This is a genomic window from Methanosphaera sp., from assembly GCF_016282985.1.
GTDB lineage: Archaea > Methanobacteriota > Methanobacteria > Methanobacteriales > Methanobacteriaceae > Methanosphaera.
Genome location: NZ_JAEELZ010000135.1, coordinates 1 through 22,772 on the forward strand (window position 1 = coordinate 1; position 22,772 = coordinate 22,772).

Below are 22,772 nucleotides of genomic sequence, written 5' to 3' on the forward strand. Positions count from 1 at the left end.
AAATACAATTACTCAATATGAGTGAGAATTGTATTATGATGAAGAAAGGAAAAATATTGAAATAAAATATTTCCCTCTGTAAAAAAACTATATTTGGGTTATTACTCATATTTCCCTCAAAGCAAGGTTTTCTACAGAGCCAGTTATTCTTTATTATTCATAATACTGAAGAATACCAGTATATTAATTTATTAATAAAAAAGTATTAAATAATTTTAATAATTTATAAACATATCATTGAATTCAAAGTTTCAAATGATTAATAATAAATAGAGGTTAAATAAATATATTAATTAAGAATAATTTTATAATTAATATTTATTATTACGGAGGAAATTATATGAGCGACATTATCAAAGGATGGCGTCATAACGACCAAAGATATAATTTAATAGGAACAAAATGTAACAACTGTAACGAAACATTTTTCCCAAAAAAAGTAGTTTGCCCAAATTGTAGAAGCCATGGTGATATAGAAGACCTCCAATTTAAAGGAACTGGAAAAATTTACACTTACTCTATTATTCATGCAGCAACAGATGAATTCAAAAACAACTCACCATATGCTGTTGGAATAATTGAATTAGACGAAGGTGCAAAAGTAACTGCACAAATCGTTGACTGTGATTTAGATGAATTAAACATAGGAGACGAAGTAGAAGTAGTATTTAGAAAAATACGTGAAGAAGGAAAAGAAGGAGTAATCTCCTACGGATTCAAATTCAAACTCAAGGAATGATACTTGAATACTATCATAGGTCACGGAAGTAAATTACATTAAAATAAAGAAGTTGTACAGATAAATATTCAGAACAAATCAGGATTACGATATTGAAGTAGGTTCTATGGAATAGACAGAACCTAACATACCAACAGCTTTTAATAAATTAGCAGCTGCCGGTGTAAAAAGAATTATTGTAACTTCTGTATTTAGCATTGATTACATAAAAAACGTGAATTCCTACCATTCTTGGGTTAGAACCTTCACCTGATGTAGAAAAGTATATAGGCGAACATACACCACCACCATGATGAAGAAGAAAAAGTCGAATTTGATGGTGAAACAATATATACAGAACCTATCTGTGCTGATGACACTATACTAAAAATCACAGCTGATAGAGTTAATCTATATTTATAAACAATTATTTGTTAACCTCCCAAAACCTTTTTTTTAATATACTTTTTTTAATAAATATGATACCATGAATAAAAAAATAATATCAGAACTTGGAGAAAAAAAATTAATCAAATTACTCTTAGATAAACGAGATTATAAACTTAAGAGTACTGATAAAATAATTAAAGAAAGTTATCATGATGATGCCGCTTTAATAAACAATTCTTCAAAATATACTGTTATATCAACGGATTTGTTAATTCAACATTCCCATTTTCCAAAAAACATGACTTACTATCAAATGGGAGAAAAAGTTGTAACAGTTAATGTAAGTGATATCCTAGCTATGAACGCTATTCCTGATTCTATTCTAATTTCAATGGGACTTCCCCCTGAATTGACCGTGAACGAATATGAAGAATTAACAGATGGAATTCTGGATAAATGTGAAGAATATGACATAACTTTGATTGGGGGAGACATAAATCAAAATACTGAAATCATACTTTGTGGAACAAGTATTGGAAAAGTAAATGATGAATTTAAACTCCAAACTGATATTAAACCAGATGATTTAATTGCTGTGACTGGTGAATTAGGCGGTCCGGCAGCAGCACTGGACTTAATATATGGAAATAATGATATTCCTGAAAAAGATAAAAATGATATATTGAATACATTATATGAGCCAACATTACCTATGGAAGAATCACAGAAGCTAAAACAATATCCTTCATTAACTTCCAGTATTACAGATATAACTGATGGATTAGCCATTGAATTAGGACATTTAAATGACAAAAATAAAGACATAGGTTTTGAAATATTCTTTGATAAAATTCCTTATAATAAAAATATTGAAAAAGTAGCAAAAATAAATAATAAAGATTTAAAAGATTACTTATTACATTTTGGTGAGGAATTTGAACTATTAGTTACTTTAAATGAGAATGAATATTATAAACACCAAGATAAACTTAACAACATACATATTATTGGTAGAACAAACTCTTCAGGTAAAATTACGTTGATTAAAGATGGTTTAAAAGAAATAATACCAGTTAAAGGTTATGAACACTTAAAAGATGATTAGATGAACAGATGTCAGATATGCCCAAACAATTGTATATTAGAACGAAATACAATATGTGGAAGAAAACCGGATATTAATGAAAATGTTGTTGAAACTACGGCAATTGCAGTAGATCCTATAGAAAAAAAACCATTATATCATTTCTTACCAGGCAGTAAAACATTGTCAATAGGTACCCTAGGATGTAATTTGAAATGCCTAAACTGTCAAAATCACAGTATAGCCCAACCTACAAATCCCTTATCGGTTCCTACCAAAAAAGTAACTCCAGAATCAATAGTTAACGTTGCTGTTGAAAATAATTTAGAAAGTATTTCATGGACATACAATGAACCTACAATTTATCCGGAATGGATTATTAATACTGCAAAAATAGCCCAGGATTATAATATTAAAACCATATTGGTAAGTAATGGTTATACTTCCCAGAAAACTTTAGATGATTTAATCAATTATGTTGATGCTGTCAATATAGATTTAAAAAGTAGTGATGATACATTTTATAGAGAAGTTTGTAGTGGAAAAATAGAACCTGTGTTAAACAGTATTAGAAGTAATTGTGAAAATCAGATTCACACAGAGGTAACAACACTGCTTATTCCAGGTTATAATGATGATTTATCTTCCATCAATAATGTTGTAGACATTATTAAAGGTATATCTAAAAAGATAGTTCTTCATTTTTCAGCATTTTATCCACAATTTAAATTAATGCACATCCCACCAACACCTGATGAAACAGTGATAAATGCATGTGATATTGCCAAAAATAATGGATTAAAATATGTTTATCCTGGAAATACTTATCCCTCACTTAAAGATAACACATACTGCAATAACTGTAATGAAATCCTTGTAAAAAGAGAATATTATAAAGTAATAAATAACATTACTTCAGACAATAAATGTCCAAAATGTGGACATAAACAGGATTTTACTTCTTAAACTCTAAATATTCTCACTATACTTACACATTGTATTTTATTATTTTGTAGCTTATTTTTTCATGAAAAGAGGAGACCAAAGAAATAAGCAAGAATATATTCCAGGATGAATAATATTAACACACCAAATAAGATAACTAAGATATATAAAGAATTAGGCCCCCTAATATCATATTTATTATACTTATTCACCACATCTGGAAACAACTGCGTGAATAAAATTATTAAATAAAGTACTCCAAAAATTATATTTATTTCAATTGGAAAATTTTGAATATTACCTAAGAAAAATAAACCAAAGATCATATTTTCTATCACAACCCAGAGTAATATAGGACCATTCAATAAAGAATAGTCTGTATATTCATTAAAAGTATTAGGTCTTAAAAAATAACATATACCACAAGATAATGGAACAATCATCCAAGGCATGCCCATATAAACCACTCCAATAAATTTATTATATAAAGTAAAAGGATAAAACAATGCAAGAACTGTTAAACCTGAAAGAATATACCGTAATCCAGGATATTTATAATTAAAAAAATCCTTACCATGTACATTAACTGTCAACTTAACCTTAAATAACTTTAAAAACAAAGGAATCTCATAAGCAAGTATACATCCATAAATAATAACAAACAACCAATACCAAAACCATGAATGATAAAAACCATAATATATTATCTCAATACAAATAAAGGAACTTATTAATAAAAAAATCCAATCTTTCACAACAGAACCATTAAGTTTTTTCATTATAAAATTATATTCATATTCACGAGTAATTAAATAATCAGCGTCTCTAGTTACATTTTCACGTTCAACACTATCCCAATCAAAAGCCTCAAACTCACAACCACAATGCCTACATTCAAACTGTTCATCCAAATTCTCATAACCACAATTTTTACAATACTTCATAACTTACACCCCAAAATCCTATCATATGAGCTTTCCTCAACATAAAAATACTCTTTGTTTTTAGTTTCAAAATATTTCAAACGCTTAGTATTAATATTAGAATATTTAACAGAATCAATACTAGAAAACATTTCATCTACTATCTCATTTCGACCAGAAATCTTTATAATAATAAACTGTGTAGATTTCTCTGCTATTGTCTTACTAAATCCATACCCCATATACAAAACTTTTGTCACACCACTAGGTAACTGATTAATTCTTTTACAAAAAATCTCAATATTAGCTTGACTTAAATGAGAACCCTCAAACAAAAGATCCTTATCCATTTCAAATAAAAAATTAAAATATTCAGTAAATTTTTTTGTTGGGATATTTAAATGTAAAAATTCATAATATTTCATAATTATATCTTGCGTAAGAACATTTATACCATCAGCAAAAAGTTCATCACAAATAATCTCTTTAATATAAAGAGATTGTTCATATATTTTCTGAATTAAGATACTATCTGAATTTTTAATACTTCTTTCTATATTAACCAATGTTCTATCAATATCTTCCAGTTTACTTACAACACCACTCAACTTCTGAATTTTATTCATAGCTCCTAAAACATGACAATAAGGAATTGATGTTGCAACATCCCAACCAAAATTAGCCCAACGACTGTTATTACCCCATTGACTAAAATTAGTTAAACCACATCCATCAGCACATATAACTGCTCCACAAAAACCAACAGCTAATGCTAATTCTGATCCAATAAATGGAACTGCTAATAAATATCCACTTGAAGCCATGATTGTTGAACCAACTAGCCTTTCTAACTCTGCTTCTGGTGAATCAACTTCAAATCCTACAAGATTATGTTGATCATCTGATACGGTTCCATGGTAAACATTTCCATCATATTGTAAAAAATCACTTACAATACCTGTTTCTCCATCAATAACAATAGTAGTATTTGTATCATCATTAACAACAAAGATAATTGTATTATTTTCTTCAAATATTCTATAAGAATTATCTTCTAATGCATTCATAATCTTTGTTAATGCACATTCAGCACTAACATATCTTGTAATTGATTTTTCTTCCCAAAAAGATAATAAGTATGTTGTTAAAAATCTGAATAATAACTTATTATCTGTTTCTCCTTGAATATCCATACCCATAGTTGAGTTCACAGTATGTATATATACTGTGTTATTTGATTCACCTGATAAAATAATTGTAAAATTATTTCGTTCCCAAGTTACATTTAATATGCTTGAAATCCTTCTTCATTAACTTCACAGAATTTTTTTTCAGTTATATTAGAATTAAAATAATCTACTACATTTCTTTCTAAATGTGTATCCAAATATTCTTGTTGTGTATCAATTAAGTTATCATTATTTGAAGAACTTGAAAGTGAATTTATACCCAGATTCTGTTCAACTATTTCATTAACATCTTCTGATGCAAAACAACAAGATGAAGATATTAAAAAAATAAATATTATAAATAAAATTTTTAATTTCATACTATTCATCCTAACATATAATATCTAAAATTAATTAAAAAACTTTATATTAATATATTATTTTTATAACAAAAGTTAAATAGTTTTTTTATATTTAAAACATTCATATTTTATATGATTATTTTAAAATTAATTTCATAAGATTATATATTTTAAAAAAATTAAATATAAATTAAATAAATCATATAAATTGTATTATGATAAAAAAAGTAATTGCTATTTCCATAATATTAATTTTTGTATTAATAATAGTTTCAATCAATGCATTTGGTTTATTATTCATATTAGAACATACAGGAAATAATTCAATACAAGACAATAATAATTTGACTATTAAAAATGATAACATGGAAATAACACTTCCAAGTACTTATGAAGTGGATGAAAAAAAGGGTATAGCAACTGATGGGGATGTAGAAATAAGATTTTCCGGAATGTTAAATTCTCTTCCATCATTTGGAGATTATTATAAAGCTGTCCAATCAAGTAATAATTCAGGGTATACCAATGTATCTGTAGATAACATAAATGAGTTTAAAGTTTACCAATTTGCAGTAATTACTGATAAAGTAGAAGTTTTAACATATAATACTTCTCATGGTTTGAAGGAATATGCACCTGTTAACTTAACATATGATAATGGTGAAAATATTAAATCCGATCATTATAGGAGAGTATTCTATAGGCAGGGAAACAGTTCAGTAATTTATGGATTAACAATAATAACTGATAATCCAAAAACTGATTTATACACAACTGAAATCAATAATATTGTAAATAGTATATCAGTGGTAGAGTAAAATAATATAAAAGAAGAGTAATAATATGAATAAAAAAAAATTTATAAGAAAATTGTTCTATTTTATCACTTTTTTTAATATAATCTTTTATTATATTTTTTTAAAATCAAGATTATTAGAGTTTGTAAGTGGTTTTGGAGTAACGGGGCAAACAGTAACTGGTTTAGTTCATTATATATTTGTAGGTTACCTTCTCATATCTTCTATTATTATTGGAATATATATAATAGTAATTGGATCAATAGTTGAAACATGTTATTATTATATTTTTAAGGAAGAACTATTTGATGATTAAAAAAAATTGTATTATTGATTTTTTTTAATGATAATACATTAAAACAAGTAAGTGAAAAACTGGAACACACTACATTTGCATCTCATTTTTTTTAATGATAATTCATTAAAACCTTTTTAAATCATATAATCTATATAATCATCTTATTTATTATTATAAAGATCTATAGTTTTTTCAGTGGAAAATAAAAATAATGGCTCTGTAGAAAACCTATAATTTTTTTCATTTCGCACAAAAAAAATCTAGACCAAAATTCTTATTTTTATAAAAATTTAATTTGTTAGAGAAATAGAGTAATATAAAAGCGATTTAAAACATACAATTTAAATTTACAAAATAATAATTTATAAAAAAGTAATACAAGCAAGGATAAGTATTTATAATAGAAATAGAATAGATATTATTATGCAAACCAGAAATATCTATTCTATAAATAACTATTTGAATTCTAGACAACTTAAACTTTTCGATTTTGGAGTATCAAAAGATAGAACTCCTTCTTTACTTCAATTATCTAAAATTGAAAAATTAGATTTAACCAGTAATATGATGTTAGATTTTGTTTTAACAGCATATAACTATGCAAAACTAAAATTTAATAAGTATTCATCAATTTATTCTAAACAAAAATATACTATACCTCAGTTATTTGTAATTTTAGCATATAAAATATATAATAAATATGATTATAGGAACACAATAAATAATTTATCAGTATCTAACAAATTACAGAAAACTTTAAAGCTTAAAACAATTCCACATTACACTACTATTCAAAAATTCTTTAAAAAGTTATCTGTTGAAAAATTAAAAGAAATTAACACATTATTATTACAACATTTCCCAGTTTCTGAATGTTATTTTAGTTTAGACGGAACAGGATTCACTAATTCTTATTATGACATCTATTACAACAACAGAACTAAAAAAAACACGACATAGCTACATTAAAAATCACATAACAGTAGACTCGGAATATATGTTAATAAGACACTACAATGCTACAAAGGGTCCAAAATATGATACAAAATTTGCAATAAGTGCGACAAGAGCTATTCAATCATATAAACCAATATACATATTAGCAGATAAAGCATATGATACTGAACTAATAAAACAAACAATTGTTGAAGAAACTACTGCTCTACCTCAGATACCTGTAAAAACAAGACAAAAAAGTGGAGTATACAGGTCAAAATGTAGAACAATATTTAGACAGCAAGTATATCGATTCAGAAACTAGGTAGAAGGAGTAAATAGTGTAGAAAAAAGAAAATTCAGTGGAATAAACAACAGTAGAAGCACAAATCTATAAATAAAAGAAACAAAACTCAAAAACATATGTTATAATATTTATATATCAATTCAGTGTACAAAAATAGGGATTTCTACAGAGCCTAATATTCTAGTATTTTATTATAAAAATAGTGTATTTTGAACTATTTAATGTATGAAAATCAATTAAAATAATAAAGATGAAAGTATTCCTCAGAATACTCCACCTCCTCCTCCACCAAATCCTCCGGAACCTGGTCCACCAATGTCTCCAAAGGATCCGGTATCAAATCCTGAATTTCCGAAGTCTGTATTGTTAATTCCCATTGGAATAAATGTAGTTCTGATGTGATGGAATCCCCAGAAGTAACCTAGATATACTATATCTGAGTCATATATTATGTTTTCTGGTAAGTTTTTAAATTCAATATACTTTTTCATGTTTTTAGATACTTCATCTGCACAACCAAGTGCTGTAGCATATACCAGAAATTTTCCCCATACCTGTATTGAGGCAGGCGGATGTTCCTTGATTAAACTAAAGTCTTTGATATATTTTTCAAAGTTTTTCCATCTGTCATGAAATTCCTTTCCTTCAGGTGTCCAAGTACCTAATGGTGTGTCAATAAACAAGAATATCACTATTTGTTCAATGATAACCAATATTGATAATATAATTCCAACAAATACCAGTGGTCCTTTAGCAAACATTAATAATCCAAATATGAATACTACTGCTAAAAATATTGCCAGAATATTGTATCCGCTCATCAGGTTTTCCCTGCTTTTATTATAGTATTGACTTACTTTTGTTACCGGAACATCTCTCATGGCATCTATTTTCCATGCGTGAACAAATTTCTGAACGGTATATGAATCTTCACCAATAGATTTTAATGAAATTTGTTGCTTTTCATTTTCAAAACGTTTCAAGAATTCAATAATATCACTTTCATGAAGTTTTAAATTAGATGTTTCCTTGTTCAAACGTCTTATTATTGTATCTTCTTCATTGCTTATGACCATCTTATAATATTTTCTATCTATTAAATCAAGAAGTGTAGCTGTGAATGCATTTTCATTTAATTCTTCAATGATTCCTGGTATCATTGCATTGATAAATACTGGTGAATCATCTGTAGGAATTTGACTTTCATAATCTGCATTGTATGATATTTTAGGATTTCTTCCCCATTTCAAGAACATTCCCACAGGCAGTATCATCAATAATACAGACAGTATAGCCGGAATTAAAGGTATGTTATTATTAAATGCTACTTCACTCTGATATTTCAATTGATCCTGTTCTATTTGAGCCTTTGCATCCTTATTAATTACATCCGCATTTTCAGTACTTTTAAAGTATGATTTAGGCATTAATATTCTTTGTTCTGCTGTAGTTCCAGCCGGAATATTCTTATATGTAGTAGTTAATGTGTTATCATTAGCCCAGGAACTGCTTTCAACATAGGTGTCCGGATTGTTCCAATACTCTGTTTCCTTATTTGTACCTGGAATCTGTATATCTGTTGTTAAAGAATTAATTGGTTGATTCCATCCATTTCCCCAGGACATATACTGCAGTTCAGCAATGTCATTATAAATTTTCACTCCTTTTATGAAATTATAATGATAAATAACCTTTACATCTTCATCTGACACTTTCTGAGTTTTCTGTTCATCTTTATAAAGCCAAACCTTAAAAGTAATCTGATTGCTTGAATTTTCAACTTCCAGTGTATTATAATATCCTGGTGTTTCCACTGAAATATTTGTTATTGATTGCTGACCACTCAAAGGAATTATCTTTGTTACACCATTTACTGTTCCACTAATAGAATACGTTATTTCATCAGTAACTACTGTTGTTGCATCATCAAGAACAACTATACTTTCTTTTGCATCAGGCAAAGAATAACTTCCAGTAGCTGCAAATGACAAGGATGTTATCAAAAACATTAACAATAAAATTATTGAAATAAATAATTTCATTCTACTGTTATTAAAATTCATGTTTTAATCACTCCAATAAAGAGTTTATAATTGATTAAAATATTTAAAAATAGTGAATAATAAATTTTTCTTATAATATACTTTTTTAATATAAAAAATCTCTTATGAAAAACATAAAATAAAAATAATGAAAAACATAAAATGATGATAATGAAAAAATATTTACCACGATATATGGACAAAGAACTAGAAGAATCATTAGAATATATAGGTGCTGTACTAATAACTGGTCCAAAATGGTGTGGTAAAACAACAACATCCAAACAACATTGTAAAAGTTTAATAGAATAACAACATCCAATTAACGGAAAGTCTTACTTAAAACTATTATAAAAAACAAAAAAATGACTTGGAAGAACCTAGTTTTTTAGCAGTTATTACCGGCGGTGAAATAGCATATACTAGATCAGATGGAGTTAAAGTTATTCCAATAGGATGCTTAAAATAATAAATATTATCAACTACTTCTTATTTCTAATCTTTTTTCTAAAAAAAAGTAAGGATGGTGAAAGTTTTAGAAGGTTCCACCTCCACCTCCACCAAATCCTCCACCACCAACACTACCTATTCCACTTGAACTGGAATCGGATGATGGTGTTAATGCTGTGAATGTAGTGTTTAGATGAGTAAATCCACCGTAATATCCAAACATTACCGCATCAGAACTGTTGAAATATTCTTCAGGTACGCCTGCGATATCAAAGTATTTTTTCATGTTTTCTGATACTTCGTCTGCACAACCCAATGCTGCAGCATAAACCAAATATTTTCCCCAGACCTGAATTGAAGCAGGAGGTCTTTCCTTAATTAAACTGAAATCGGTTATATAGTTTTGGAAATTTTCCCATTTATCATGATATTCTTTACCTTCAGGTGTCCATCTACCAGGAACATAATTTGGTATAAAAAGCATAATCATTGATTCTGCAAACATTGCTAATGATAATATAAGCAATATCCAGTAATAATTACCAAATTCAATGAATATAATTCCAAAGAATACAAGTATACTTAAAAACAATAATACAAAAGCAAATATACTAAATAAAGTTGATCCTTTGTCTATAAAGTATCTGTTAATTAATGAGTCCGGTACTTCTTTTGAAGTTTCATCAATCCATGAACTTTTAAAATCCTTGAACTCATATGGATCTCCATTATCTGCTATTGACTTTAAGGAGATGTCACCATTTATTTCAAATTTGGATATGAAATTTATTAATAATCTCTCAAATGTTTTAAGGTTGCTTGTATCTGAATTAACTAATCGAAGTACTGTATCGTCATCACTGCTTGAAATTACCTTGAAGAATTTTCTATCAATTAAATCAAGGAGTGTGGCATACATGGCATCATCAGTTATACTACCTACATCACCGTTAACTATGGAATTTACTTCAACGGGTGATGAATCAGTCGGTAAATCGTATTCATAATCTGCTTGATAATCAATTTTCGGTTCTCTTCCAAACAATCCATAAATTCCTGCCGGAATAATCATCAGAATTCCCAATAATCCGGAAACAATTCCCAATAGTGTATTTTTGAATTCCCTGTCTTCCTTATATTTCTGTTGATCAGCTTCTATCTTTGCCTTTGCATCCATATTAATTACTTTTGCATTTTCATAACTTTTGAAATATGATTTAGGCATTAGTATACGCTGTTCAAATGTTGTACGTGAACCAATACCTTCTACCTGTGTAGAAAGTGTATTGTCATCTGTCCAGCTACTTGAAACTACATAATCATCAGGATTGTTCCAATATTCTGTTCCTTCATGACTTCCAGGTATGTGAATGGTTGTAACCAAGTTACCTACTCCACTGTCCCATTCGTTACCCCAGGACATATACTGAAGTTCGGCAATGTCATTATAAATTTTCACTCCTTTATTGAAAGTGTATTTATAAATAACTTTAACGTTTGCATCATATGTTTTATGTTGCTTATTTTTATCTGTATAGAGCCATACTTTTAATCTGGTTCTCCCCTTTTCTTCAATAACTTCCAATGTATTATAATAACCTGGTGTTTCAACCGAAACGTTAGTTATTGACTGGTCACTAGCATGTGGTATGTCCCTATAAACACCGTTTACACTCCCTTCTATTTCATAATCTATTATTTCCGTTATTTGTGTAGACCCGTCATCATTTACTAAAATATCTTTATTTGCAGTTGGAATATAATAATCTCCATCATCTGCTAATGAAATAGGTGCTAAGAATAATGTCAATAACAAAGAGAGAATAATTATCTTCTTTATGTTCATAATTATACCTCCTCATTCTAAAATAAAATATAAAAATATTTTAGAATTAGAGTATTTAATGATTAATTTAAAAAAAAATAAAAAATAAAAATAATTAAAATTGTACTTTAGGTGCTGCTCTTGTTCCTTCTTGTGCTTCGAAGAATTCTGCTTTGTCAAAGTGGAATAAGCTTGCTACAATACTGCTAGGGAATTGTTGGCATAAATTATTATATTTAAGAACTGAATCGTTGTAGAATTGTCTTGCATAAGATATTTTATCTTCTGTTTCTGATAATTCTTGTTGTAATTCAATGAAGTTTTGATTAGCTTTTAACTCAGGGTATGCTTCACTGACAGCAAACAATGATTTTAATGCGCTTGTAAGCATGGTATCAGCTTCTGCTACTTCCTGTACAGTAGTTGCATTTGCCATATTAGCTCTTGCCTGTGTTACTTGATTAAATGTATCTTTTTCATGACCTGCATAACCTTTAACTGTTTCCACTATATTTGGAATTAAATCGTTACGTCTTTGTAATTGTACATCAATTTGACTCCAAGCATTTTCCACATGATTTCTACCATTTACTAAATCATTATAATATTTGACCAATAAAAATGCTATTACAATGATTATTACAAGTATTATAATTAACAGCATATTCATAAGTTTACCTCCTGTTATTTCAATTTTTACCAATTAATTTATATTATTAAATTAAAAAATATATATACTTATTTAGATTATAATTAGTTATTGAATAATCGGGGTTAAATCAATGAGTACATTTAAAGATTTACAGTTATTGTCAGATGCTGCTTATTATGACAGATGTAATTATGTTAATTACAATGTTGATAATGTTTTAGAGGAAACTGATAAAATAAAAGATGGAATCTATCATGCAAAAGCTGGAAGTCGGGATGTACCATTGTTTAAAATTTTAATGACCAACCAATGTAACAACGACTGTGCATATTGTACAAACTGTATAGAACACAAATACCAGAGAGCCAGACTAAGCCCTGAAGCACTTGCAAGAATATACATGAAATATTATGAAAGTAATATGGTTGAGGGATTATTTTTAAGTTCAGGTATTATAAAAGATGCTGATACGACAATGGAAGAAATGATTGAAGCAGCACATATTTTAAGAAATAAATATTCTTATAAGGGTTATATTCATCTTAAAATTATTCCTGGAAGCAGTAAAGATCATATTAAACATGCAATGCAACTGGCAGACAGGGTAAGCATTAACATTGAAGCTGCTACTAAGGATGGACTTAGTGATTTATCAAGTACGAAAAATTATGACAAGGATATTCTTAAACGATTGGACTGGATAGATAATTTACATAGAAGAGACCATAGTCTTGCAAGTAGCGGACATACCACCCAAATAATTGTTGGTGCTAATGATGAAAGTGATGAAGATATTCTAAAACAGGTTTATAACTTAACCAAGAAATATGATGTGCTATATAATTACTTCAGTAGTTTCACACCGGTTAAGGGAACTCCATTAGAAACACATGAAGCAAACAATCCGAAAAGAACTGGCAGATTATACCAGACAGAATACTTATTTAATCAGTATAACTACACATTGGATGATATTGTACTGGATGATAATGGATTTTTAGATACCAATAATGATCCAAAATATACTATTGCATTGGAAAATATGGATGAATATCCTATTGATGTCAACACTGCCAAATATAAAGAATTAATACGAGTTCCAGGTATTGGATTAAAATCTGCCAGAAGAATAAGACATATGCAAAGTCAAGGAAAAAAAATAACAAGCCTAAAACAACTGCAGGAATTAGGTGCCAATATTAAAAAGTGTAAAATCTTTGTTAAAGTTGGTGGGTCATATCAAAGTACTTTGGAAAGTTTCTAAAATTTTATAAAAAAAAATAAGGAATGTTAAATTATAGTCATCGTATAATTCATTCTTAAACTTAATGTTTCACGAAGTTCTGGTATAACTATACTGAGAATATGATTTCCAGATTTTAATTTTCCTGGCAGATTAAAATTAAAGTTAATTATACCATTAGATATGTTAAACAGTCTTGTGTTATTATTTGTATCTTTTAATGTTTTTCCATTAATTTTTATACATGCATATGAGTTATACCTGATATTTTTATCATTATAATCAACAAACTTACCAGTAAATGTAACTCTGTTATTATTAACACTTACTTTAGGCAACACTATTTTTGTAGGAATTTTTTTAATAGTGAAATAGGTATCTATTTCCTTCCTATAAACTCCATTAACATAGATTGTTGTTAATTTAAATGTTTTTGCACTGTATTTTGTATCAAAATAACAATTAAAATTCACTAATCCTTTATTTACATTGATTATAATTGTATTGTTGAGTGAATTTTTAACGGCTTTTCCATTAATTTTATAGAAAACTTTACCACCATTTATTGATTTGTTTTCAATATCCTTAATTCTGGTAGTAATACTTAGATTTCCATTGTAAAATGTATCATTCGCATGATCTGTATTTAAATTTACCAAATTATCCACTAAGATAACAGCCTTATTTCCCAAACTTTCTTCATAAACTGAATTTTGATAATATCTAACATAATATGAGTAATTTAATCTTTTCCAAATATCAGGTATTGTGTATTTGTATGATGCTATACCATTTGTAACATTAACATAAACTGTATTGTTGGCATTTTTAATTGTTCTGTCATTGAAAATAAATGAAACAAATCCTTTATTAACCTTTTGACCAAATTCATCATTAATAAATGCTTTTAATTCAACCTTATCCTTATTTATAGTAACATTTTCAGATTTTACTACTGTTTTTGCTTTTCTGATAAAGAAATTCACAAAATCTATGTCAATTGATTTATCAATGATTGGAATTATTTTTGATGAAAAATACTTGGTATTTGTTTGAATACTGTCAATTAAATTAGCAGTTCTGCTATTTACATATTTTCCGTTATCATTAGTTGCACTGATGCTTATTGTTGAGTTTATAACATTGTTTTTATAATAATAAGTTATAATTTCTCGTCTGTTAATTCCATATCTATCACGAGCTGCTAACATTCTGGAAGATAAAATCATGGAATTTTTATCCAATGCTTTATTAAATGATCCTTTGGAAAAATATTTGGGACTGTTTGGAACAACCAAATATTGTCCTTCTTTTAATATTCCTGAATCTTTATAGATTCTATTTTGATTTTTCACTATTAAACTATATGTGCCGTTTGGTGATTTTATAACAAAATGTCCTACAGATAACTTTGATTCTAAATTATACACATTATTCATTGTAGTTTTTGATATGTAATTATTATTAATCATTCTAAGTGCATTAGTTTCCAAAGCTTTGTTGACATTTGCATTATCTGCACCACCATTTCCAACCAACCAACCATCCTTACTTATTAAAACGTGAAAGAAGTAAGAACCGCTTTCTTTGTATTGTTTTATAAATGTTGAATTATGTTTTACATTCAATGTAAGAACATTTGTTGCATCTCTTCTGAAAGAAATTGCACTATCATTATTATATCCCTGTATAATTGTAGTACAACATCCTTCACCCCTGGAATCTTCTTCTTCGTATTCGGAAGTTTCTTTTTTATTGTTTGAAACTGTATTGTCTTTTTCTATTATAGTATTATCTGTGTTGGAATGTGATTCATCATTAATTATTGTTTGATAATTCACTCCATCCGTTTCGTTAATTTCTTGTGAATATACTACTCCTAAAAATAATAGTACAAAAAATACAAGAATTATAAAAAAGTTTATTTTTTTCAATAACATTACCTTCTTTAATTGAATAAAAAAAGTTAAAGATATAATCCTTATAATTATTCTTCAAATAATTTCCATATTTCAGGATATTTTTCTTTTATTGCTTCTTCCAGGATTAATGATGCTTCATTGCTTATACTGAATTCTGGTGTTGTTTTTTTAAGATAACGTAAACAGGCTGCACTTTTTGCAGACCATAAACTGATTCTGGGATTTTTTCCTACTTCCTCTTTAATCTGTTCTATTTTATCATCAGATAATGAAAATGAAGTATTTGTTTCAATTTTAGGTTTTTTATCCTTAACTTCTTTTTTTTCAGCTTTTTTAGGTTTTGATGGTTTCTTAATTAATGCATCTAATCCTCTACCTAATGCATTGTCGGCCATATTATTCACCTTCCAAATTAATTATTTCCTTTGCTAGTTTCATATACGCTTTTGTACCAGAACAATCAGGATCATAAGTTATACACGGTTTTCCATAGCTTGGAGCTTCTGCTAATTTAACATTTCTAGGTATTTTTTGTTTAAATATGTATTCTGTGTCTTTAAAGTATTCTTTAACATTTTTAGATACATCTTTAGATAACCTTGTTCTTCCATCATATAATGTTATTAATATACCTTTTATAGGACAAGGACTTTTTAATCTTGATTCTACTAAGTTAATTGTTTCTAATAAATCCATCATACCTTCCAAAGCATAGAATTCTGATTGAATTGGAATTATTACTGAATCAGTAGAAACTAATGCATTTAATGTTAAAATACCTAAAGATGGTGGTGCATCTATAATAATATAATCAAATCCTAATTCATATTCATGTAATTTTTCATTTAAAATATAAGGATAACCTATCTCTTTACTTAATTCTATTTCTGCTCCACTCAATGAAATATTACTTGCAATTGCGTATAAATTAGGTATTTCTGTTTCTAAAACTGATTCCTGGAAAGTACATTTTCCTGTCAGTAATGAGTAGATGGTATTTTCAATTTCACTCTTTTGAATACCTAAACTTGTTGTTGCATTTCCTTGTGGATCCATATCAATTATCAATACTGTTTTTCCCAAAGTTGCTAAAGCTGCACTTAAATTTACAGCTGTGGTGGTTTTTCCACATCCACCCTTCTGGTTTAATATTGTTATGATTTCTGTCATTAAATTACTCCTATTTTAATAAATATCAATCTTATAATAAAATGTTTATACTAAGTAATATTTATAAGTTATAATAGTAAAAGTAATAAGTTATAAGTTATAATTAAATAAATATTATAATAAAAATTGATTAAAATGAAAAAAAAATAATAAAAAGAGGAATAATTAATGAAAACATTCATTAATTAAAATTTAACACGTTTAGATACTTTGTATGGTAAAGGTAATTTTCTAAATGGTAATCCTTTAGATAATTCATGGATTTCATCTGCTAACTGTTCAACAGTAACTTCTTCTTTAGTATCATCCATACGTCTATTAATTGTAATAGAATCGTTTTCAACTTCATTGTCTCCTACAACAATTGTGTATGGAATCCATTCTTTACCTGCATTTCTGATTTTTTTACCTACACGTTCAGGAGTATCATCAATATCTACCCTTACATTCAATGCTTTAATTTGTTCATATACTTTTTCAGCATAGTCTAAATGATTGTCTGTTACAGGTATAATTCTTACTTGTGTTGGAGATAACCATAATGGTAATGATGGTTTAGAACCTTTGTCTGTTGAAGTTTTTTCAAGTAAACTACAAATTACTCTTTCTAAACTTCCTGTTGGACTACAGTGTAAAATTGTTGGATACTGTTGTTCTTCATTTTCATCTAAGTATGTAATACCAAATCTTCTGGCACTTTGAATATCCATTTGTACTGTAGGATTTTCAATTGGTCTTCCAAGATCATCTATAGCTGCAAAGTCAACTTTAGCATTCCAGTAATGTTTCATTTTTGGAATTACTTCAAGCAATACTGGCTTTTTAATATGGTCTCTTACAACTTCTTTTACCCAGTCTTCATTTTCAGCCAGGAAATCTTTTGTTACACGGAATGCAACTTCATAATGTACATCAAGGTCACTTTCTGTTTGAGCACACATGTCAACTTGACTTGCAAATATTTCTTTAGCGTGTTCATCATCCAAACATACACTGTGGAAATCAGGCATTGTGAATGCTCTTAATCTTTTAAGTCCTACAACTTCCCCTTGTCTTTCAAATCTGAAACTTAATTGTGATAACTCATAAATACCAACTGGCATGTTTTTCCATGTTAAGAAAGAATCAGCCATTATTCTGAATGCACCGAAACAACAAGCGAATCTTAACATTAATTCTCTGTGTTTTGTTTTTAATCTGTATTGTCTTTCACCAAATTTAGCTGCATGTTCTCTGATAGCTGGATCAGCTAAATCATACATAACTGGTGTATCTACAGGCATTGCACCTCTTTCGGTAACAAGATCATATACGTAATCACCAAGTAAATCTTTAACTAATTTTCCTTTAGGATACCATCTGATGTGACCTACATCTGCTGATGGTTCATTACTTGCTAATTCCTTTTCTTTCATTAATTTTACATGAGGAGGTTGTTTACCTGAATCTTCATGAGAAACACCTTGTTCATGATTAACCAATTGTTTTAATGTTTTATTTTCATAATTGTAATCATCAACATCATATTTTTCCCCGTCTTCTTCCAATATAAAGAATTGTGATGGTTCAGATTCTTCAACTTCTTCTTCAGTTTCTTCTTCATCAGCTTCTGTAGTTATAGTTCTGGATAATTCTGATAAAGGATGTCCTTTACATGATAGTTCAAATGATTTATACCAACCAAATGGTACTCTTAGAACTGCTTCATTATTATCTACCAGTTCAACTTCAATGCCTTTTAATATCTGTGTAGCAACACTAGGATTTGAAAGTGAAGAACTTAAATGTGCATATGGATATACAACAATATTATCAGCGTTAACCTTATTTTGAACACTTAAAATTTCTTTAACTGCTTTTTTAATAATTAACTCAGGATTTTCTTCATCTTCTTTTTCAACTGCAATAAAAGCAACTAATGCATTATCTACACCACTAGCTCTTTTTTCATCTTCAATATCTTCAGCTAATTTAGTTTTACTTCTGGTTTTATAACGTAAATAATCTGAATGTATCATTAACGTTCGCATTTTAAATTATTCCTCCAATAAAAATGGTTATTAATACTCATTAATAAAAAATGAATCTATTAAAATAATAAAAGATTTTTATAACTCTTAATTCATTTATATTTATATTATTCATATTATATTAAAATTATTATAAAAAGAAATAGAATTTTAATCAAATGGTTTATTTAAAAATAATATAAAAAAAAGAAGGATATGTAATTATAGAGAAATTACATGAATTCAGGTGCTTTGATACCTAAAAGTTTTAATGAGTTTTTAAGGGTGATTCTTGAAGCATCAACTAATTTTAATCTAAATTCTTCATGTTCAGAACCAATAACCTGTTGAGATTTATAAAATTTATTAAATGCTTTTGAAAGACTTGAAGTATATTCTGTTAAATGATGAACTCTTCTTTCTGATGCAGATTGTCTTATAATTTCTGTGAATCTTGACAATTCTTTAATTAAGATTTTTTCTTCATCTTCTAATTCATAATCACATTTAACATCAACATATTCATCGAATTCTGATTTTGATAATAATTTACATGCTCTGGCATGTGCATATTGTATTGATGCACAACCTCTTTCAAAGTTAAGTGCTTCTTCCCATTTAAATGTAATTGGTTTTTCTGGAGAAATTTGATTAATAAAGAATCTTACAGAACCTACACCAATTATTCTAGCTACATCATCCATTTCCTTATGAGATAAGTCTAAATCACGACTAATTAATTCATCTTTTGCATGCTGAGTTGCCTGTTCAATGAATTCATCTACAGATATAAATACTCCTTTTCTAGTGGACATTGAACCTTCAGGTAAGTTTATAAATTCATAGAATACTACTTCAGGAGCTCTGTTACCAGATAATTCAAGTGCTAAACTTAATTGTTTTGCAGCCAATTTATGATCTGCACCTAAAATATCTAATGAGATATCACTATTTTTTGTTTTATATTGATGGTATGCTAAATCTCTTGTAGCATATAAACTAGTTCCATTTGATCTTCTAAGGACTAACTCTTTATCTACATCATATTTTTCCAAAGGCAAGTATAATATATCTCTTTTTATTGTAAATGGCTGTAATTTTTCAAGTACATCATCTACTGAACCATTTCTTAAGAAAGTACTTTCCCATTTATATAGGTTCATTTTAATGTTTAAATCTTTTAATGTTTGTTTAATACCATCAAGACAATTTTCTACTACCAATTCAAAGGAATCTATTAATTTTTGATCATTACCTTCTTCATATCTGTGTAAAATATCATCAATTTCTTCATTGTATTCTGGTTTCTTCTCTAATTTTTGATTACATTGGAAGTAAACTTCTCCAACAGCATGGTCAATTTTTTTATCTTCATCAAACTCAAATCCATACTTATTCATACCCCATACAATAATTGCAATTTGACGACCCATATCATTTACATAATATTGTGATTCAACTTTATAACCTGCATGTTGAAGAACTCTTTTTAAGGAATCTCCTAAAATTGCATTTCTTAAATGTCCAACATGTAAAGGACCATTTGGATTTGCAGATGTATGTTCTAATAAAATTGTTTCCTCTTTCTCTGGTAGTTCACCATATCTTTTATCAATATAGTTAACCATTTTTGTTGAAAATAGTTTGTAATTTATAAAGAAATTTATATATGGACCTTTTGTTTCTACTTTTTCAAAATACAAAGGTAATTTAATATTATTTTTTATATCCTCTGCTATTTCAACAGGTGATTTTTTTAATTTACCTGCTAAAGAAAAAGCAATATTACTTGAAATATCACCCATTTCTGGATTTGGTGGTTCTTCAAGTGTTATTTCTTCATCTAATTTTACTCTTAATTTTGTCAAAGCTTCATCTATACATTCTCTAATTTCGTTCTTTAATTTTGAATACATTATTCTCCTCCTTACAATCCTCTAAACAATAAAGTTATGTAACCCAACTTAGGAATAATAAGTAACGAATTACCTATTTTTATAACCTTAGACTTAATCTGATCTGGTGAGACAGGATATGGATCTTGTACCTCATTATTATCTCCCTTGATAATATAATACTTGGAACCATTAATTTGTTGAATATCTATAACCCTATGAATTACAGGCTCAGAGTACCACTTAGCATTATAGACTACAACATCATTAACATTCACGTCAGTGTATGGGTTAAATTCTTGGATACCATATGTGTCAACATTTTCTGTAGCAACTATATCTCCCCTATAAAATGACGGTTCCATACTTCCAGATACTACAACACTAAGATGTGCAGACAATAAAACTGCAAGTATTAATATAACTGCATAACTGAGTATTTCTTTATATAAGTTTACATTAGATTTTTGTTTATTCACTTGTTGTTCTTGTTTTTTCTTTTTATCTCGATTTTTACGTTTCTTAGACAAGAATTCACCCCCTTAATTATTAATATTTAAATAATATACCTATTTTAATATTCCACCTTTATCAGCTGAAGTAGCTAATTGTTGATATTGTCTTAACCATCCTTTAAGATTTCTTTCAACAGGTTTTACTTTGGATAATCTTTCCTGAATTTCATCATCTGTTAATTCTAATTTAATGCTTCTTTCTTTAACATTAATGGATACAATATCTCCATTTTCAATAGCTGCAATTGGTCCACCAGCTGCTGCTTCAGGAGAAATATGTCCTATACATGGACCTCTACTTCCACCAGAAAATCTACCATCAGTAATGAGTGCTACATGGAATAATTCTCTTCCCATAATTGCTGCTGTAGGGTTAAGCATTTCACGCATTCCAGGTCCACCTTTAGGTCCTTCATATCTGATTACAACAACATCCCCATCAACAATTTCATCATTTTCAATAGCAGTTACACATTCCTCTTCAGAATTATATACTTTACATGGACCTGAATGAACTAACATATCTTCGTTAACAGCTCCTTGTTTAATTACAGAACCATTTGGTGCAATGTTACCATATAATACTGCTATTCCACCTTCAGTTCTTACAGGACTGTCAATAGTATGAATTACATCATAATCAATATCAGTTACTTCTGTTAAGTTTTCTTCAACTGTTTTTGAAGTACATGTTACACAATCAGTGTGTAATAATGGTTCTAAGTTTTTCATTACAGCTGGTATTCCGCCAGCATTATCCACATCAATCATTCTGTTGTTACCACCAGGTCTGATACTGCAGATATATGGAACTTCATGACTTAATTTATCAAATAAATCAATACTTACATCCAATCCATCAACTTCATGTGCTATAGCTGGTATGTGTAATGTTGTATTAGTAGATCCACCTAATGCTAAATCAACTACAATAGCATTTTCAAATGACTCTTGAGTCATGACATCTGATGGTTTAATATCTTTTTCAATAAGTGTAAAAATAGCTTTTGCTGATTTTCTTGCTATGTCAACTTTTTTATCACTTACAGCATGAGCTGTTGCACATCCAGGTAAACTCATACCAAGAGTTTCTGTTAAACAGGCCATAGTGTTTGCAGTG

Annotated in this window: 20 protein-coding genes and 1 pseudogene; 8 read left to right on the top strand and 13 right to left on the bottom strand. The window is 28.2% G+C overall.

Annotated elements, in window-relative coordinates:
• Positions 1-340 precede the first annotated feature (340 nt).
• The 3 genes from QZZ11_RS08135 (at position 341) to amrS (ending at position 3,158) form a co-directional block, all read left to right on the top strand.
• Positions 341-739 (top strand): Zn-ribbon domain-containing OB-fold protein, encoded by a 399-nt coding sequence (locus QZZ11_RS08135; RefSeq protein ID WP_292475174.1) that lies wholly within the window; start codon positions 341-343, stop codon positions 737-739.
• A gap of 466 nt (positions 740-1,205) precedes the next feature.
• Positions 1,206-2,213: a thiamine-phosphate kinase gene (gene thiL, locus QZZ11_RS08140; RefSeq protein ID WP_292475176.1), complete on the top strand. Its 1,008-nt coding sequence runs from the start codon at positions 1,206-1,208 to the stop codon at positions 2,211-2,213.
• Entirely contained in the window at positions 2,214-3,158 is a 945-nt protein-coding gene (gene amrS, locus QZZ11_RS08145) for an AmmeMemoRadiSam system radical SAM enzyme (protein WP_292475178.1), read from the top strand.
• Between the two features lie 59 nt (positions 3,159-3,217).
• On the opposite strand, the gene QZZ11_RS08150 is transcribed toward amrS, so the two are convergent.
• The 3 genes from QZZ11_RS08150 to QZZ11_RS08160 form a co-directional block, all read right to left on the bottom strand.
• Positions 3,218-4,081 (bottom strand): hypothetical protein, encoded by an 864-nt coding sequence (locus tag QZZ11_RS08150; protein WP_292475179.1) that lies wholly within the window; start codon positions 4,079-4,081, stop codon positions 3,218-3,220.
• Positions 4,078-5,253: a hypothetical protein gene (locus QZZ11_RS08155; protein ID WP_292475180.1), complete on the bottom strand. Its 1,176-nt coding sequence runs from the start codon at positions 5,251-5,253 to the stop codon at positions 4,078-4,080. The genes QZZ11_RS08150 and QZZ11_RS08155 overlap by 4 nt, the downstream gene beginning before the upstream one ends.
• A 92-nt stretch (positions 5,254-5,345) precedes the next feature.
• Complete coding sequence (locus QZZ11_RS08160) at positions 5,346-5,609, bottom strand: hypothetical protein (protein ID WP_292475182.1); 264 nt, start codon at positions 5,607-5,609, stop codon at positions 5,346-5,348.
• A gap of 197 nt (positions 5,610-5,806) precedes the next feature.
• Here QZZ11_RS08160 and QZZ11_RS08165 point away from each other — a divergent pair, with 197 nt between their 5' ends.
• The 3 genes from QZZ11_RS08165 to QZZ11_RS08175 all read left to right on the top strand — a co-directional run bounded on the left by QZZ11_RS08165 (position 5,807) and on the right by QZZ11_RS08175 (position 7,947).
• A complete protein-coding gene (locus QZZ11_RS08165) occupies positions 5,807-6,409 on the top strand; it encodes a hypothetical protein (RefSeq protein ID WP_292475183.1) in 603 nt (200 codons plus the stop codon).
• A 700-nt stretch (positions 6,410-7,109) separates the two neighbouring features.
• A complete protein-coding gene (locus QZZ11_RS08170) occupies positions 7,110-7,646 on the top strand; it encodes a hypothetical protein (RefSeq protein WP_292475185.1) in 537 nt (178 codons plus the stop codon).
• Complete coding sequence (locus QZZ11_RS08175) at positions 7,603-7,947, top strand: transposase (RefSeq protein ID WP_292475186.1); 345 nt, start codon at positions 7,603-7,605, stop codon at positions 7,945-7,947. The genes QZZ11_RS08170 and QZZ11_RS08175 overlap by 44 nt, the downstream gene beginning before the upstream one ends.
• A gap of 245 nt (positions 7,948-8,192) precedes the next feature.
• Here the strand turns inward: QZZ11_RS08175 and QZZ11_RS08180 are convergent, their stop codons facing one another.
• A complete protein-coding gene (locus tag QZZ11_RS08180; protein WP_292475187.1) occupies positions 8,193-9,992 on the bottom strand; it encodes a DUF2207 domain-containing protein in 1,800 nt (599 codons plus the stop codon).
• A 150-nt stretch (positions 9,993-10,142) separates the two neighbouring features.
• Between QZZ11_RS08180 and QZZ11_RS08185 the strand changes: the two are divergent.
• A pseudogene (locus QZZ11_RS08185) lies at positions 10,143-10,280 on the top strand (ATP-binding protein); the annotation flags it as partial.
• Positions 10,281-10,506: 226 nt separating this feature from the next.
• Here the strand turns inward: QZZ11_RS08185 and QZZ11_RS08190 are convergent.
• Both QZZ11_RS08190 and QZZ11_RS08195 read right to left on the bottom strand, forming a co-directional pair.
• Positions 10,507-12,267, bottom strand: coding sequence for a DUF2207 domain-containing protein (locus QZZ11_RS08190; RefSeq protein ID WP_292475189.1), 1,761 nt, complete (start codon positions 12,265-12,267; stop codon positions 10,507-10,509).
• A gap of 94 nt (positions 12,268-12,361) precedes the next feature.
• Entirely contained in the window at positions 12,362-12,916 is a 555-nt protein-coding gene (locus QZZ11_RS08195) for a LemA family protein (RefSeq protein WP_292475191.1), read from the bottom strand.
• A gap of 112 nt (positions 12,917-13,028) precedes the next feature.
• Between QZZ11_RS08195 and QZZ11_RS08200 the strand changes: the two genes are divergently transcribed.
• A complete protein-coding gene (locus QZZ11_RS08200) occupies positions 13,029-14,162 on the top strand; it encodes a radical SAM protein (protein WP_292475193.1) in 1,134 nt (377 codons plus the stop codon).
• A gap of 26 nt (positions 14,163-14,188) precedes the next feature.
• Here the strand turns inward: QZZ11_RS08200 and QZZ11_RS08205 are convergent, their stop codons facing one another.
• From QZZ11_RS08205 to QZZ11_RS08235, 7 genes are all read right to left on the bottom strand, one after another.
• Complete coding sequence (locus tag QZZ11_RS08205) at positions 14,189-16,075, bottom strand: hypothetical protein (protein WP_292475196.1); 1,887 nt, start codon at positions 16,073-16,075, stop codon at positions 14,189-14,191.
• 53 nt (positions 16,076-16,128) lie between these two features.
• On the bottom strand, positions 16,129-16,458 hold the full coding sequence (locus QZZ11_RS08210) for a hypothetical protein (protein ID WP_292475198.1): 330 nt from the start codon (positions 16,456-16,458) through the stop codon (positions 16,129-16,131).
• Position 16,459: 1 nt separating this feature from the next.
• Complete coding sequence (locus tag QZZ11_RS08215; RefSeq protein WP_292475200.1) at positions 16,460-17,233, bottom strand: ParA family protein; 774 nt, start codon at positions 17,231-17,233, stop codon at positions 16,460-16,462.
• Between the two features lie 185 nt (positions 17,234-17,418).
• Positions 17,419-19,263, bottom strand: a complete 1,845-nt coding sequence (locus tag QZZ11_RS08220; RefSeq protein WP_292475201.1) for a threonine--tRNA ligase — start codon at positions 19,261-19,263, stop codon at positions 17,419-17,421.
• Between the two features lie 212 nt (positions 19,264-19,475).
• On the bottom strand, positions 19,476-21,158 hold the full coding sequence (argS, locus tag QZZ11_RS08225) for an arginine--tRNA ligase (RefSeq protein WP_292475203.1): 1,683 nt from the start codon (positions 21,156-21,158) through the stop codon (positions 19,476-19,478).
• A gap of 11 nt (positions 21,159-21,169) precedes the next feature.
• On the bottom strand, positions 21,170-21,616 hold the full coding sequence (locus tag QZZ11_RS08230) for a signal peptidase I (protein ID WP_292475207.1): 447 nt from the start codon (positions 21,614-21,616) through the stop codon (positions 21,170-21,172).
• Between the two features lie 90 nt (positions 21,617-21,706).
• Positions 21,707-22,772 (bottom strand): dihydroxy-acid dehydratase (locus QZZ11_RS08235; RefSeq protein WP_292475205.1); only part of this gene is annotated, 1,066 nt, incomplete at its 5' end.